Source organism: Streptomyces sp. CB02056 (assembly GCF_001905545.1).
Classification (GTDB): domain Bacteria; phylum Actinomycetota; class Actinomycetes; order Streptomycetales; family Streptomycetaceae; genus Kitasatospora.
Window position 1 is genome coordinate 541754 of record NZ_LIPD01000001.1, and the last position, 14524, is coordinate 556277.

A 14524-nucleotide genomic window follows, 5' to 3' on the forward strand; every position below is an offset into this window, starting at 1 on the left:
GCGGTGGGCCGCGGAGGTGGCAGTCTGGTGGCGTGAGTGAGATCGAAAGCAAGATTGAATCCCTGGTCACCGACTGGATGTACCTGCCCGACATCTCGGAGCAGTGGGGGGTCCGGGTCACCGAGGTGCGTGACCTGGTCAAGAACGGCGGCCTGATCGCCGTCCGGCGCGGCCCCAACAAGTCGCTGCAGGTCCCGGCCGCGTTCATCGACGGCCCGGGCCTGGTCAAGCACCTGTCCGGCACCCTGACCGTCCTGCGGGACTGCGGGTACAACGACGCGGAGATCCTGGAGTGGCTCTTCACCGAGGACCCGTCGCTGCCCGGCAGCCCGATCCAGGCGCTGCGGGAGAACCGCGGCACCGAGGTGAAGCGCCGCGCCCAGGCGATGCTGATCTGATGGCGGCGGACACGCCGCGCGCCGGGCTCGCCGACGCCCGGCTGTACCTGTGCACCGACGCCCGCCGGGAGCAGGGCGACCTCGCCGAGTTCCTGGACGCGGCGCTGGCGGGCGGGGTGGACATCGTCCAGCTGCGCGACAAGGGCCTGGAGGCCAGGCAGGAGCTGGAGGCCCTGGAGGTCTTCGCCGACGCCTGCCGCCGGCACGGCAAGCTGCTGGCCGTCAACGACCGCGCCGACGTCGCCCACGCGGCCCGGCCGGACGTGCTGCACCTCGGCCAGGACGACCTGCCGGTGCCGGCCGCCCGGGCGATCCTCGGCGAGGACGTGCTGATCGGCCGCTCCTGCCACGCCGAGTCCGAGGTGGACGCGGCGATCGCCGAGCCCGGCGTGGACTACTTCTGCACCGGCCCGGTCTGGCCGACCCCGACCAAGCCGGGCCGCCCGGCCCCGGGCCTCGGCCTGGTCTCGTACGCGGCGAAGCAGGACACCGACCGGCCGTGGTTCGCGATCGGCGGGATCGACCTCGGCAACCTGGACGAGGTGCTCGCCGCCGGTGCCCGCCGGGTCGTCGTGGTGCGGGCCATCACGGCCGCGGCGGACCCCCGGGCGGCCGCCGCCGAGCTGTCCCGCCGGGTGCGCGCCGCGCTCTGAGCGTCCCGGATCCCGGGAGGACCCGCAGGACCGGCCCGGGGCCGTCGCCGCCCGTCAGTGCGTTCAGTACTTGCGGACGGTGGCGGCCTCGGCCAGTGCCAGCAGCACCGTACGGGCCCGCTCGTCGGCGAGCGGCGCCGCCTCCAGCGCGGCCAGCGACTGCCGCATCAGCTCCTCGATCCGGCGCTCCACCAGCTCCGGCGCCCCGCTGCGGGCGACCAGCCCGCGCAGCTCGGCGACCTCCGGGGCCGCCAGGTCCGGCGCGCCCAGCCGCTCGTCCAGGTGCCGGGCGTCGGCGGCCGGCAGGCCCCGCATCGCGTGCGCGACCAGCAGGGTGCGCTTGCCCTCGCGCAGGTCGTCCCCGGCCGGCTTGCCGGTGACCGCCGGGTCCCCGAAGACGCCGAGCAGGTCGTCGCGCAGCTGGAAGGCCTCGCCCAGCGGCAGCCCGAACGCCCCGTACGCCTCGACCAGCTCCGGCCCGGCGCCGGCCAGCAGCGCGCCCACCTGGAGCGGTCGCTCGATGGTGTACTTCGCGGACTTGTAGTGCAGGACGGTCTGCGCCCGCTCCAGCGCGCCCTCGTCCGTCGAGTCGCCGGCCACCGGCTCCAGCACGTCCAGGTACTGGCCGAGCATGACCTCGGTGCGCATCAGGTCGAACACCGGCTTGGCGGCGAGCACGGCGGCGGGCTCCAGGCCGGAGCGCAGGAACAGCTCGTCGCACCAGATCAGCAGCAGGTCGCCGAGCAGCACCGCGGCCGAGGCGCCGTACTGCTCGCGGTCGCCGCGCCAGCCGCTGTCGCGGTGCAGCGCCTCGAAGCGGCGGTGGACCGAGGGCAGGCCGCGGCGGGTGTCGCTGCGGTCCATCAGGTCGTCGTGGACGAGGGCGCTGGCCTGGAGCAGCTCCAGGGCGGCGGCCGCGTTGGCGATCGCCTCGCCGGTCGCGCCCGCGGCCGGGCCGCCGGCGCCGCGCCAGCCCCAGTAGCAGAAGCCCGGGCGCAGCCGCTTGCCGCCGTCCAGCAGGAAGTCGCGCAGCGCGTCGGCGGCGGGGGCCAGCTGGGGCGAGATCTTGTCGAGGAGCACGGACTGGCCGTCCATGAACGCGGCGAGCGCCGCGTTGACACGGGTACGGACGTCCTCCACGTCCATGGGGTTGGCCGCACTGCCGGCCGCGTTGCCGGCCGCACTGGTGGCCGCACTGAGGGCCGAACCGGGGCTGGCCGGCCGGGTGCTGGACGAGGTCACGATGGGGCTCCGCTGGTTCTCTGGGGTGCAGCAAGCGTAGCGGTGCGGCCGGGAACGGCTGTGCGAGCGGCTCGGCCCGGGGTGCGGGGGAGGGGCGGCGGAGCCGTTCCGGGGCGAAACGGAACGTCTTCCATCAGTTGTCTCAATAGATGGAATACGGTTGTCCGGCCCCTTCGAACGCCGGATAGCCTGCCAGCATGGCACTCGGAATCGCTTCCACGAGAACGGATCGCGCACTGACGGTGCGCGAACTCCTGGCGGCCGGCAAGCGCTCCTTCTCCTTCGAATTCATGCCGCCCCGCACCGAGGCCGGCGAGCAGAAGCTCTGGGACGCCATCCGCCGGCTCGAACCGCTCGACCCCAACTTCGTCTGCATGACGTACGGCGCCGGCGGCTCCTCGCGCGAGCGCACCGTCAACATGGTCGGCCGGATCGCCACCGAGACCACCCTGACCCCGGTCGCCCACCTCACCGCGGTGGACCACTCGATCGCGGAGCTGCGCAACATCATCGGCCAGTACGCCGACCAGGGCGTGCGCAACGTCCTCGCGGTCCGGGGCGACCCGCCCGGCGACCCGATGGGCGAGTGGGTCAAGCACCCCGAGGGCGTCACCTACGCGTACGAGCTGGTGGAGCTGATCAAGGGGATCGGCGACTTCTGCGTCGGCGTCGCGGCCTCCCCGAACATGCACCCGCGCTCGACCGACTGGGACGAGGACATCCGGCACTTCGTGGCGAAGATCCGCTCCGGGGCCGACTACGCGATCACCCAGATGTTCTTCGAGGTGGACGACTACCTGCGGCTGCGCGACCGGGTGGCGGCCGCCGGCTGCGAGACGCCGATCATCCCGGAGATCATGCCGGTCACCAACGCCAAGCAGCTGGAGCGCTTCCCGCAGCTCAGCGGCTCGGCCTTCCCCGTCGACCTGGAGGCCCGCCTGCGGGCGGCCATCGACGACCCGGCGGCGCTGCGGGCCATCGGCATGGAGCACGCCACCGCGATGGCCGAGCGCCTGCTCGCCGAGGGCGCGCCGGGTCTGCACTTCATCACGCTGAACCACTCGACGGCGACGCTGGAGATCTACCAGAACCTGGGGCTGCACCAGCGCTGAGCGGGCGCTGCGGGGGCCTGCTCCCGCCGCGCCGACGCCGGGTGTTCACGAGCCCGTCACCGTACCGACGGTGGCGGGCTCGGTCGTGTGCGGCCGGTGCCCGGGCGGCGGGAACGCGATGCGGTACCCCGGCCGTTGAACCGGTACAGTCGCCGCACACGCGCGGCGCACACGCGCGGGTACGCGACTGGAGGTAGCGGGGCGGATGGGCATCGGATACCTGCTGCTGTACGTCGCGTTGGCGGTGGTGGCGCTCTGGCTGGTCGCGGAGGTGCTGCTGCAGAACCGGGCACCGCTGCACTGGCGGGTCCTGGCCCTGGCCGGCTTCCTGGGCGTGGCCGCCGGGATGGTCCTCGGCTCGGTCGTGGTGATCGGGGCCGGCGCCGCGCTGTTCGCGGTCGGACAGGCCTTCGTCACCCTCTCGGTCAAGCGCGGCCACCAGACCGGCTGGTCCCTGCGGAAGCCCGACGGCAGCCTGCCCGGCCCGCTCGCCAAGGTGCCGCTGCTCGGCGCCCTCACCGGCGGCGCCGCCGCGGTGGCGGCCGCCGCGGTCGCCCGCAGGCGGGTCGGCGAGGTCAGCCCCGTCGAGGAGACCCCGGCCCCCGCGCCGCTGCCCACCCCGCTGCCCTCCCCGGTGCCCGACGAGGTGCCGGAGGTCGAGCAGACCGCCGCCTTCGAGATGCAGGAGCTCGCCCAGGACGGCGTCTACGCCCCCGGGTACTACGAGCAGCAGCAGCCGCAGGTCCAGCAGCAGCCCCAGGACCCGTACGCCCCCGCCTACCAGGCCGGCTACGACCAGCAGCAGTGGCAGACCCAGCAGCAGCCCGCCTACGCCTACGACCAGCAGCAGACCTACGGCGGCTACCCCCAGCAGCAGCCCGACCCGTACGGCGGCTACCCGCAGCAGCAGCACCAGCAGCAGGACCCGTACGCGGGCTACCAGCAGCAGCCGCAGCACCAGCAGGCCTGGGACCAGACCGCCCAGCAGCAGCCCCAGCAGTGGCAGCCCCAGCCCGACCCGCACACCCAGGGCATCCCGCAGCAGCCGATGTACGACCAGAACCACGGCTACCAGCAGCAGAACACCTGGCACCAGCAGGGCTGACCGGCCCGACCGGCCCGTTACGCCGGGCCGATCAGGCCGGCGGTGATGCAGGCCGACATGCCGACGCGGGCGAGGCCGCCGCCGGGGTGGGCGTTGCCGCCGATCAGGTAGAGGCCGGGGACGGGGGACTCGTTGGCGGCCTTCAGCCAGGAGCCCGCGGAGCCGGCCAGGGCCGGGCGGGCGACCGCGCCGAACAGCGCGCCGGTCTCCCGGCGGGTGTCCTCCGGGGTGCGCACGACCCGCCACAGGATCCGCTCGCGCAGGCCCAGGCCGGCCGCGTCCACGTGGGCGAGCAGCCGGTCGGCGTAGCGGTCGGCGAACCCGGGGACGGTCCAGTCGACCTCGTCCTGGGCCGGGACGGTCGCGGTCAGCACCACGCTCTCGTGGTCGTCGTCGGGCCGCAGCGCCGGGTCGTCCGGGCGCAGCACCTGGACGGTGGGGCGCTCGCAGGGCGGCGCCGAGAGCGTCAGGGCGTTCGCCTCGGCGGCGGGGTCGGCCGCGTGGACGACCGTGCGGTGCGGGGTGCCCTCGGGCCGGGGGCCGCGCAGGGCGAGCAGCACGCTGAAGCGGCCGGGCACCTCCACCGGCTCCCACTCCCCGGGCGGCAGCCCCGGCCACTCGGCCAGGCCGTGGCGGTAGAAGGCGTCGGTGTCCATCGCGGAGACCACCAGGTCCGCGTCGATCCGGCCGTCCGCGGTCTCGACCCCGGTCGCCCGGCCGCCCTCGACGACCACCCGGGTGACCGGGGTGTCGAAGCGGAACGCGACCTTGCGCAGCTCGCAGCGGCGGAACACCGCGTCCGCGAGGGCCCGCAGCCCGCCCCGGACGTACCAGACGCCGAAGGACTGCTCCATGTACGGCAGGACGGTGGCCCCGGCGGGTGCCTCGGCCGAGGTGAAGCCGTACCGCAGCGCGGGCTCGCACAGCAGGGCGGTCAGGCCGGGGTGGCCGTCGAGCTCGCGCGCGGCCACGTGCTCCAGGGACCACGGCTGGGCGCGGCGCAGCCGGGCCAGGCCGGTGCGCGGCGGGACGGGGTACGGGTCGGTGCCCACCAGGGCCCGGTCGGCCGGGGACAGGACGCCGCGCTCGGCCGGCAGCGGCTCCTCCAGCAGCGGGCGGCGGGTGGCCTCCCAGACCGTCCGGCCGTGGTTCATCACCGCGCTCCAGCGGGCGCCGGAGCCGGCCCCGAAGGCGGCGTCCAGCGCCTGGCTGACGCCGCCGCGGGAGGCGTTCGGCAGGGTGACGGCGGTGCCGTCGGGGAACAGGTGCCGGCTCTCCGGGTCGACCGGGGCCAGCTCGATCAGCTGCTCCAGGGGCTCCTTGCCGGTCTTCAGCGCGAGGTCGCGGTAGACCGCCGGGAGGGTGAGCAGGCCGGGCCCGGTGTCGAAGGCGAAGCCCTCGCGCTCGTACCGCCCGACCATGCCCCCGTAGGTGCCGCCCGCCTCGCAGACCGTCACCCGGTGGCCGAGGGTCGCCAGCCGGGAGGCCGCCGCGAGCCCGCTCATTCCTGCGCCGATGACGACGATCTTTGCCATGGCACCTGATCCTAGGACCAGTCTCAGGCGCTCCCCGCCGCCGCCCGGGCGGCCCGGCGTTCGCGGCGGCGGGCCCGGAAGGCGCGGATCCGGCTGACCGCCAGCCAGACCAGCAGCAGCCCGGCGGCCAGGACCACGGCGGCGACCGAGGCGGCCAGCCAGGGGTGGAAGATCGCCAGGGTGATCAGGCCGGCCACCGAGAGGTCCTCGGCCATGCTGACCACGATGTTGCTGGCCGGCTCGGGGGAGGTGTTGACGGCCATCCGCAGCGAGGCCTTCACCAGGTGGCTGACCAGCGCCGAGGCGCCGCCCATCGCGCCGGCCGCGACCTCGCTCAGCGAGCCGGGGTCGTTGCCCGCGATCAGCACGCCGACGGTGGCGCCGGCGACCGGCCGGATCACCGTGTGCACGACGTCCCAGACGCTGTCCACGTACGGGATCTTGTCGGCCACCGCCTCCAGCGCGAACAGCACCGCGGCCACGATCAGCACGTCGGTGCGCTCCAGCGCCTGCGGCACCGAGTCCGCGTCGGCGAACCTGCCCAGCAGGCCGAGCAGCAGCACCACCGCGTAGGCGTTGATGCCGCTGGCCAGTCCGCTGGTGAAGATCAGCGGCAGGACCGTCATCGCGTCCCCCTCCTCGTCATCGCGTCCCCTGGTCGTCCGGTGGGCCGGTACCGCCCGGCCCCGCCGTACCGTACCCGGCACCCGGGACGCCGTGGACGCACCCGCCGGTTCCGGCGGCCGGCCGGACCGGGACGGGCCGGGGCGCACTGAGTACAAATACTCAGATCCGCGGTTGAGTACGTCAGCGGATGGCCCCCGACCTGCGGAGACGGGAGAGTGGTGGCACCCGGGAGGGCGGCGCGTCGGGCGCCGGGCCCGCCCGGGTGGCGGATCCGTCCGTCCCCCGGCCGAACCGGCCCGGGGAGGCGGCGGACGGACCGCCACGGGGCTGGTCACGGTCCCCGCACCGCCGACACGGGGCGGCGGAGCGGGCCGGGGGGAGACCGGCCGCGAGGGGGGAGCTCGCCACCGCCGACCACGGGGGAGCGGCGGAGCGACGGCACGGCGGCGGCGCGGAACCGGGGGAGGACCGCGCCCGCCGCCGCTACGCCTTTTCCGGAGCCGCCCGGGGCGCGGCCGGCCCGGCCGGATTGTCAGTGGTGCCGTTCACGATGGAGGGGCACGGACCACCCGGTCCGCGCGCTGCCTCGGAACGGGGGAGACCATGACCGTCAGCCGTCCTGAGCCCGTCACCGCCCGCCTCCACTCCGCCGCCCCGCCGCAGCTCCCGGGCCCGTCCGCCGGGCGCCCCGCCGGAGCCGACGTCCACCCCGTGCTGCGCCGGGTCGCCGCGCCGCCGGCCGCCCTCGACCTGCTCGCCGACGCCCACCGCACCCTCACCCGGGCCCGCGCCCTGGAGGACCCGCTGGAGCGCTACGCCACCGCCCACCTGGCCGCGCTGCGCACGGTGGCGGCCGTCCTGGCGGTGCGCGGCCGCCCGGAGAAGAGCCCGCGCCGGCGCAAGGCCATCCGCAGCGCCTGGGAGGTGCTGCCCGAGGTGGCCCCGGAGCTCGCCGAGTGGGCGGTCTACTACGGTGCCGGCGCCCGCCGCCGGGCCGCCGCCGAGGCCGGGATCAGGGGCGCCGCCTCGGCCCGCGACGCCGACGACCTGGTCCGCAACTCCGCCCTCTTCCTGCGTCTGGTCGAGCGCCTGCTCGGCCTGCACGCCGCGCCGCCCCCGCCCCGGCTCCCGTCGGACGGCGTCGTGGGCCCGGCAAGGATCCCTGGGACAGGCTCTAAGGTGGAGGCAACCTGATCGAACTGCACGTGCCAAGGAGCCCCACCTTGTACCCGACGCGTCCCCGCAGTGCCCTGCGTACCGCCGTGGTGTGGGAGGTGGTCCGGGCGGCCCTGGAGAAGCGGTCGGCCGAGCTGGACCAGCCGGTGCTCGACGTCGTCGACACCGGCGGCGGCACCGGGAACTTCGCGGTGCCGGTCGCCAAGCTCGGCCACCGCGTCACCGTGGTCGACCCGAGCCCGGACGCCCTGTTCGCCCTGGAGCGCCGGGCCGCCGAGGCCGGTGTGACGGACCTGGTGCGGGCCGTCCAGGGTGACACCCAGACCCTGCCCGAGCTGGTCGCCCCCGGCAGCGTGGACGCGGTGCTCTGCCACGGCGTGCTGGAGGTCGTGGACGACCCGGCCGAGGCGCTCGGCAGCCTGGCGGGCGCCCTGCGCAAGGGCGGCGTGGTCAGCCTGCTGGCGGCCAACCGCAACGGCGCCGTGCTGGCCCGCGCGCTGGCCGGCCACTTCACCGAGGCCCGCACCGTGCTGTCCGCCGCCGACGGCCGCTGGGGCGAGCAGGACCCGATGCCGCGCCGCTTCACCGGCGAGGAGCTGGGCCGGCTGGCCGAGGCCGCGGGCCTGCGGGTGCAGTCGGTGCACGGTGTACGGGTCTTCTCCGACCTCGTCCCCGGTGTGCTGGTGGACACCGAGCCGGGCGCGCTGGACGCGCTGCTGAAGCTGGAGGAGGCCGCCGCCGCGCAGCCCGCCTTCCACGCCGTGGCGACCCAGCTGCACCTGCTGGCCACCCTGGCCTGAGGCGCCCCTCCCGGCCCGCGCGCCCCATCACGCGCGCCTCCGCCGTCGTACGGTTTTTTTTGCCCGCCGTACGGCGGTGGTTCGCGCCCCGGAGGCCCGCCGGTTCCCGCGCCGTGACCCCTCGGTGGCCCGCCCGTTTCCGGGCCCGGCGGCGGCCAGGCGGTGCCGCCCGGCGGCAAACCTCCCCAGGTCCGGGACGATTCCATCCGATCGGGCACTTGTCCGGGGCGTGGCGCGTTGACTCCGATGCGGCCGTCCCCGCTCGAAGTGGCCCGTCCCACGCGGCGCAGACCACCCCGTAACGGGCCCACGGACCGTATGATCTGGGTAAAGCCGGAAAGCATGACAGCCGGACGCGTGGGGCATATGGACGACACGGGCCGGGTCCCCCGCACGGGCGTCCGACCGTGTGCCCCAAGGCTGATTGGACTTGCCTCCCCGACCGGGGTGGGCGGACCGGTCGCACCCGCGACCGACGAGTAGGAGGACTCCGTGCCGCTCTCGGAGCACGAGCAGCGACTGCTCGACCAGATGGAGCGAGCGCTGTATGCCGAAGATCCCAAATTCGCGTCTGCGCTTGAGGGAACCGGGCTGCGCACCTACACCCGTCGGCGGGTCTACCTGGCCGTCGCCGGCTTCGTGGTGGGCATCGGCCTGCTGATGGGCGGCATGGTCGTACCGGATCAGATCTGGGTCAGCGTCGTGGGCTTCCTGGTGATGCTCGGGTGCGCGGTGTTCGCCGTGACCGGCTGGCGCCGCGGTCCCGCGGGCCAGGGCGCCGGAGCCCGTCCGGCCGCCGCCCCGCGCCGCAAGGCCGGGATGATGGACCGGGTGGAGCAGCGCTGGCAGCGCCGCCGGGACGAGCAGACCGGCGGGTTCTGAGCCGCTCGGCCGATACGTACGAAGCCGGGGCGGGCAGTCGATCGACTGCCCGCCCCGGCTTCGTGTCCGGAAGGGAAACCCCCGGGTCAGGACTCCGGGGTGGACCGCTTGCCCCGGGTGAGGACCCGCCGCACCGGCGCGGAGACGGCCTCGACCGCCCGGCCGACCGCGGCGCCGGCCGTCGCCCGGGCCGCCCGCGCCGCGTCGGAGATCCGCCACCACAGCTGCGCCGAGGACGGCGGCAGCAGCAGCGCCCTGGTCCGTCCGGCCCGGCCGGCGGCCGCCCGCAGCCCGCGCCGCACGGTGCGGACGTCGGCGGCCAGCGGTTCGGTGACGGGCTGCCCGGGCGGGGCGTAGAGCACCCGCTCGGTGGCCAGCGCCAGTCGGCCGGTGGCCGCCGCAGAGTCCGCGTCCAGGTGGGCCTTCTCGGTGATCCGGTGGGCCGCCGAGCGCGGGGTGCGTGACTCGTCCGGGGGAATTCCGAGGTCCCAGGCGGAGTCGACCAGCTCGTCCCAGGCGGCCAGCACCTGGGCGTCGGTCAGCTCCGCCGCTCCGCTCCCGCCGGGCCCGCGCCGCCCGCCGCCGCCCAAGCGGCGTCGGCGTACGGCCGCGCGCCAGACCATCGGGACGAGCAGCAGGGCGATCAGCGCGAGCACCGCGGCCAGGGTGCCGAGCACCTGGCCGGAGAGCAGCCAGGACTCCTCGGCGGTCTTGGCGACGGCCTTGTCCTTGGAACCGCACTCGCCGAGCTGGCGCTGCTTGGCGGTGCAGTCGGAGCCGGAGCTCGGCAGCGGGGCGGCCGAGGCGGTCTGCGGGGCGGCGGTCGCCTGCTGGGTCGGCGCGGTGGTCGGGGCGGTGGACGCCTCGGTGTAGCGGGTCGGGACGCCGCGGCTCGGGGTCGGCTCGAAGCGCAGCCAGCCGTAGCCCGTGAAGTACAGCTCGGGCCAGGCGTGGTACATCCGGCCGGTCACCGAGTAGACGTTGCCGCCCTTGCTGTCGCCGGGGGTGAAGCCGACGGCCACCCGGGCCGGGATCTTCAGCTCCCGGGCCATCGCCGCCATGGTGGAGGCGAAGTGCACGCAGAAGCCCCGGCGGTCGCGCAGGAAGACGGCGATGGCGTTGCTGCCGGTGCCGCCGCTGACGGCGGTGTCGTACGTGAAGCCCGGCCCGGTGAACCAGTTGACCAGCGCCGTCGCCCGGTCGAAGTCGTTCTTCGCGCCGGCGGTGACGGCCTTGGCCTGCTCGGCGACGACCGGCGGCAGGTCGGTCGGGAGGGCGGTGTAGCGCTCCCTGATGTCCGACGGCGCGGTGCCCGCGAGGCGCAGCTCGTTGGCGGTGGGCCGCACGTCCAGGGCGGTGACGTGGTAGCTCAGGCCGCGGATCGCCTTGTCGCTGGTCGGCAGGACGGTACGGGTCAGCGGGTCGAGCTTCCAGGCGCTCCGGTCGGGGAGCTGGACGGAGGCGGCCGGGTAGGGCATCGGCAGCCAGCTCCCCCCCAGCCGCTCGTCGACCTTGAAGTCGCCGTCGAACCGGGCCACCTGGGGATCGCGCAGGCCCTCGGGGGCGGGCAGGGCCGCCGGGAGGTCCTGGACGGTGGTGCTGCCGAGCCGCCAGTTGACGCCGTCGAACTGGTCGAGCGAGCCGGTCCGCAGGTAGACCTGGTCGGCCAGCGGGGTGTCCAGGGTGTAGCTGAGCAGCTCCGCGTCGGTCGGCTTGGAGATCGCGGCCTCCAGGCTGACCAGCGGGTCGAGACTGGTCGACAGGCTCCCGCCGACGCCCTTGCCGCCCGATCCGCCGGAGCCGGAGTTCAGCAGCCCGAAGCTCCAGTGCGGCAGGACCACCGGCAGCAGCAGCGCCACCGCCAGGGCCAGCACGCCGACCTGCCGGCCGCCCGGGCTGACCCGGCCGGACTCCACCGAGCCGCGCGCACCGCCGTAGAACACCCGGCCCCAGCGGGAGACCCGGTCCTGGCCCTCGGCGAACAGCAGCAGCAGGTAGCCGGCCGCGGCGACGGCGAACCAGACCCAGCTGCCGTGCTCCCCGGCCAGGCCGTTGCCGACCGAGTACAGCGCCAGCAGCGGCAGCCCGGCCAGCGCCGAGCGCCGGTAGGTCACCGCGACGGTGTCCACCGCGACGGCGATCAGCCCGATCGCCGAGACCAGGATCAGCCGCAGTCCGGCGGTGGGCGGAGCCGGGATGGCGTACTGCTGTATGTCGTCCAGGCCGGCGGTGAAGACCTGGTCCAGGACCCGCAGCGCGGACGGGCCGGGCAGCATCCCACCCTCGCCGGCGAAGCCGAGCAGCAGCAGGAGGAGCAGGACCAGCAGCTGCCCGAGCGGCACCGTCCAGCGGTACACCGGGGCGCGGCGCAGGCCCGCGCCGGCCGCGGCGACCACGGCGATCACCAGGAGGGCGTGGGTGAGCCAGCTGCGGGTGGTGAGCAGCGGCATCATGCACAGCGCGGCGAGGGCGGTGGCCAGCGCCGAGTACGCGGTCAGTTTGGCCCGGGTGGTCACGCGCCGGCCTCTTCTCGGTAGGGGGCGGTCGTCCGGCTGCCGTCGGCGGCCCGCCACAGGTCCGGTACGGAGTCCCCGGCCCGTACCGGGATCACCGTCCAGCCGGCTTCGCGCAGCTGCTGGACCCGGGCCCGGAAGTCGTCGCCGCCGGTGTCCGGGGCGAGCATCCGCAGGCCGGCCCAGGTGCCGGTGTCCAGCAGGAAGGCGATCGCCCCGCCGGCGCGGCTGCGCAGCCGGCCCAGCCGGGTGGCCTGGGCGTCGTCCAGCTCGCCGAGGACGGCGACCAGCAGGCCCTCGCCGCCGGCGCGCAGCGGGTCCTCGGCGCGGGAGAGGGTGCCGCCGTCGGACAGGTCGGCGACCGCGAGGGCGTCCAGGACCAGCCCGGAGGTGTCGGCGCCGCTGTGGCTGCCGCCCGCGCCCGGCCCGGGCACCGACAGCCCGGTGTCGGTGAGCAGCCGGGTCTGGTAGCCGCGCTCCAGCAGGTGCACGGCGACCGAGGCGGCGCAGCCGACCGCCCACTCGAAGGAGGAGGCGGGGCCGCTGCCCCGGTGGGCGATCTCCCGGGTGTCCAGCACGACGGTGGCCCGGGCCTGCTGCGGCTGCTCCTCGCGGCGCACCATCAGCTCGCCGTACCGGGCGGTGGAGCGCCAGTGCACCCGGCGCAGGTCGTCGCCGGGCCGGTACTCGCGCAGGATCACGTCGTCGTCGCCGGCCAGCGCCAGGGTGCGGCTGTGGCTCTCGCCCTGGCCGATCCACTCGCCGCTGAGCCGTACCGACGGCAGCGCCTGGACCTGGGGGACGACGGTGAGGACGTCGGAGGCGGTGAAGGCGCGGGTCACCTCGCACATCCCGAACGGGTCGGCCAGCCGCAGCTGGAGCGGCCCGAGCGGGTAGCGGCCGCGCAGGTCGGAGCGGACCCGGTAGGAGACCTCGCGGTGGCCGCGCGGCTCGACCCGGTCCAGCACGAAGCGCGGGCGCGGCCCGAGCACGTACGGGACCTTGTCCTCCAGCAGCAGCACCCCGGTGGGCACCCGGGAGACGTTGTCGACCCGCAGGTGGACCCGGGCCTCCTGGCCGGCGACCGCCCGGCGCGGGCTGAGCCGGCGTCCGCTGGCCACCCGGTAGCGGGTGTTGGCGACGACCACCACGGCGACCAGCGGCAGCGCGGCGAGCAGGACGCCGACGCGCAGCAGGGCGTCCTGGTCGAGCAGGTAGGAGCAGGCCACCGCGGTGACCCCGGCGGCGAGGAAGGACCGCCCCCGGGTGGTGAGACCGCGGAACCCGGCCCGCAGTCCCGATGATTCGGACTGGGCCACCTCAGCCCCTCCGGACGGCCGGGCCGCCCTGCGGGCGCGGCAGCGGCAGCCGGGCGACCAGGTCGGCCACGATCTGCTCGGAGGTGCGGCGGCTGAGCTGGGTCTCGGCGGTCGGCATCAGACGGTGCGCCAGGACCGGGACGGCGAGGCGCTGGATGTCGTCGGGGGTGACGTAGTCGCGCCCGTCCAGCGCGGCGGCGGCGCGGGCGGCCCGGACCAGGTGCAGGGTCGCGCGGGGCGAGGCGCCCAGGCGCAGCTCGGGGCTGGTGCGGGTGGCGCCGACCAGGTCGACGGCGTAGCGGCGGACCGGGTCGGCGATGTGCACGGTGCGGACCAGGTCGATCAGCTTGAGGATGTCGGAGGCGTGCGCGACCGGCTGGAGGTCCTCCAGCGGGCTGGCGCCGGCGTGGGTGTCGAGCATCGCGAGCTCGGCCTCGGGGCTGGGGTAGCCGATCGAGATCCGGGCCATGAAGCGGTCGCGCTGGGCCTCCGGCAGGGGGTACGTGCCCTCCATCTCGACCGGGTTCTGGGTGGCCACGACCATGAACGGCGAGGGCAGTTCGTAGCTGGTGCCGTCGATGGTGACCTGGCGCTCCTCCATGGACTCCAGCAGCGCCGACTGGGTCTTCGGCGAGGCGCGGTTGATCTCGTCGCCGACCACGACCTGGGCGAAGATCGCGCCCGGGCGGAACTCGAAGTCGTGCCGCTGCTGGTCGTAGATGTTGGTGCCGGTGACGTCCGAGGGCAGCAGGTCGGGCGTGAACTGGATGCGGCGCACGGTGCAGTCGAGCGAGCGGGCGAGCGCCTTGGCCAGCATGGTCTTGCCGACGCCGGGCACGTCCTCCAGCAGCAGGTGGCCCTCGGCGAGCAGGACGGTCAGGGCGATCCGGACGGCCTCCGGCTTGCCCTCGATCACGCTCTCGACGTTGCCGCGCACGCGGTCCACGACCGCGGCGAGTTCGGGGAGCCCGGTCTGCCGGAACCCGCCCGCCCGCTGCGGTTCGCCCCCCGCGGGACTGCCGAGTCCGGCCTGATCCTTGTAGCTCGTCACCCGTATACGCTCCCTGGCACCCTGTGCCCGCCCCGTCCCGAGGCCGGACCCCACCCCATGCTTGACGCGGCCGTCCCGGGGGCGGTTCCGAACGAGGAGCCGGCGGCCGGG

13 protein-coding genes are annotated in these 14524 nt (G+C 75.3%); 7 read left to right on the forward strand and 6 right to left on the reverse strand.

Going from position 1 to position 14524, the window contains the following annotated elements; all coding sequences use genetic code 11:
- Positions 1-32 precede the first annotated feature (32 nt).
- Together AMK13_RS02375 and thiE are read left to right on the forward strand one after the other, a co-directional pair.
- Positions 33-398, forward strand: a complete 366-nt coding sequence (locus AMK13_RS02375) for an Rv2175c family DNA-binding protein (RefSeq protein WP_049651935.1) — start codon at positions 33-35, stop codon at positions 396-398.
- Entirely contained in the window at positions 398-1051 is a 654-nt protein-coding gene (gene thiE, locus AMK13_RS02380; RefSeq protein WP_049651934.1) for a thiamine phosphate synthase, read from the forward strand. Before AMK13_RS02375 ends, thiE begins: the two co-directional genes overlap by 1 nt.
- A gap of 63 nt (positions 1052-1114) precedes the next feature.
- Here the strand turns inward: thiE and AMK13_RS02385 are convergent, their stop codons facing one another.
- The gene (locus AMK13_RS02385; protein ID WP_241852720.1) at positions 1115-2293 is read right to left on the reverse strand and encodes a polyprenyl synthetase family protein; all 1179 of its coding nucleotides are present in this window, start codon (positions 2291-2293) and stop codon (positions 1115-1117) included.
- Between the two features lie 197 nt (positions 2294-2490).
- Here AMK13_RS02385 and metF point away from each other — a divergent pair, with 197 nt between their 5' ends.
- Positions 2491-3405, forward strand: a complete 915-nt coding sequence (metF, locus tag AMK13_RS02390; protein ID WP_049651933.1) for a methylenetetrahydrofolate reductase [NAD(P)H] — start codon at positions 2491-2493, stop codon at positions 3403-3405.
- A 205-nt stretch (positions 3406-3610) separates the two neighbouring features.
- Positions 3611-4510, forward strand: coding sequence for a hypothetical protein (locus AMK13_RS02395; protein ID WP_074000906.1), 900 nt, complete (start codon positions 3611-3613; stop codon positions 4508-4510).
- Positions 4511-4527: 17 nt separating this feature from the next.
- On the opposite strand, the gene AMK13_RS02400 is transcribed toward AMK13_RS02395, so the two are convergent.
- Together AMK13_RS02400 and AMK13_RS02405 are read right to left on the reverse strand one after the other, a co-directional pair.
- Positions 4528-6045 (reverse strand): phytoene desaturase family protein, encoded by a 1518-nt coding sequence (locus tag AMK13_RS02400; RefSeq protein WP_074000907.1) that lies wholly within the window; start codon positions 6043-6045, stop codon positions 4528-4530.
- Between the two features lie 23 nt (positions 6046-6068).
- Positions 6069-6671, reverse strand: a complete 603-nt coding sequence (locus AMK13_RS02405) for a DUF4126 domain-containing protein (protein WP_074000908.1) — start codon at positions 6669-6671, stop codon at positions 6069-6071.
- 604 nt (positions 6672-7275) lie between these two features.
- On the opposite strand from AMK13_RS02405, the gene AMK13_RS02410 reads away from it, so the two are divergent.
- The 3 genes from AMK13_RS02410 (at position 7276) to AMK13_RS02420 (ending at position 9530) form a co-directional block, all read left to right on the forward strand.
- Entirely contained in the window at positions 7276-7866 is a 591-nt protein-coding gene (locus tag AMK13_RS02410) for an SAV_6107 family HEPN domain-containing protein (protein WP_074000909.1), read from the forward strand.
- A 29-nt stretch (positions 7867-7895) separates the two neighbouring features.
- On the forward strand, positions 7896-8648 hold the full coding sequence (locus tag AMK13_RS02415) for a methyltransferase domain-containing protein (protein WP_049651928.1): 753 nt from the start codon (positions 7896-7898) through the stop codon (positions 8646-8648).
- 492 nt (positions 8649-9140) lie between these two features.
- Entirely contained in the window at positions 9141-9530 is a 390-nt protein-coding gene (locus AMK13_RS02420) for a DUF3040 domain-containing protein (RefSeq protein WP_074000911.1), read from the forward strand.
- Positions 9531-9616: 86 nt separating this feature from the next.
- Here the strand turns inward: AMK13_RS02420 and AMK13_RS02425 are convergent, their stop codons facing one another.
- The 3 genes from AMK13_RS02425 to AMK13_RS02435 are packed head-to-tail and all read right to left on the reverse strand — an operon-like array spanning position 9617 to position 14308.
- A complete protein-coding gene (locus tag AMK13_RS02425) occupies positions 9617-12046 on the reverse strand; it encodes a transglutaminase TgpA family protein (protein ID WP_079271764.1) in 2430 nt (809 codons plus the stop codon).
- Positions 12043-13362 (reverse strand): DUF58 domain-containing protein, encoded by a 1320-nt coding sequence (locus AMK13_RS02430; RefSeq protein WP_049651925.1) that lies wholly within the window; start codon positions 13360-13362, stop codon positions 12043-12045. The genes AMK13_RS02425 and AMK13_RS02430 overlap by 4 nt, the downstream gene beginning before the upstream one ends.
- Position 13363: 1 nt before the next feature.
- Positions 13364-14308, reverse strand: a complete 945-nt coding sequence (locus AMK13_RS02435; RefSeq protein WP_107086444.1) for an AAA family ATPase — start codon at positions 14306-14308, stop codon at positions 13364-13366.
- Positions 14309-14524: the final 216 nt, after the last annotated feature.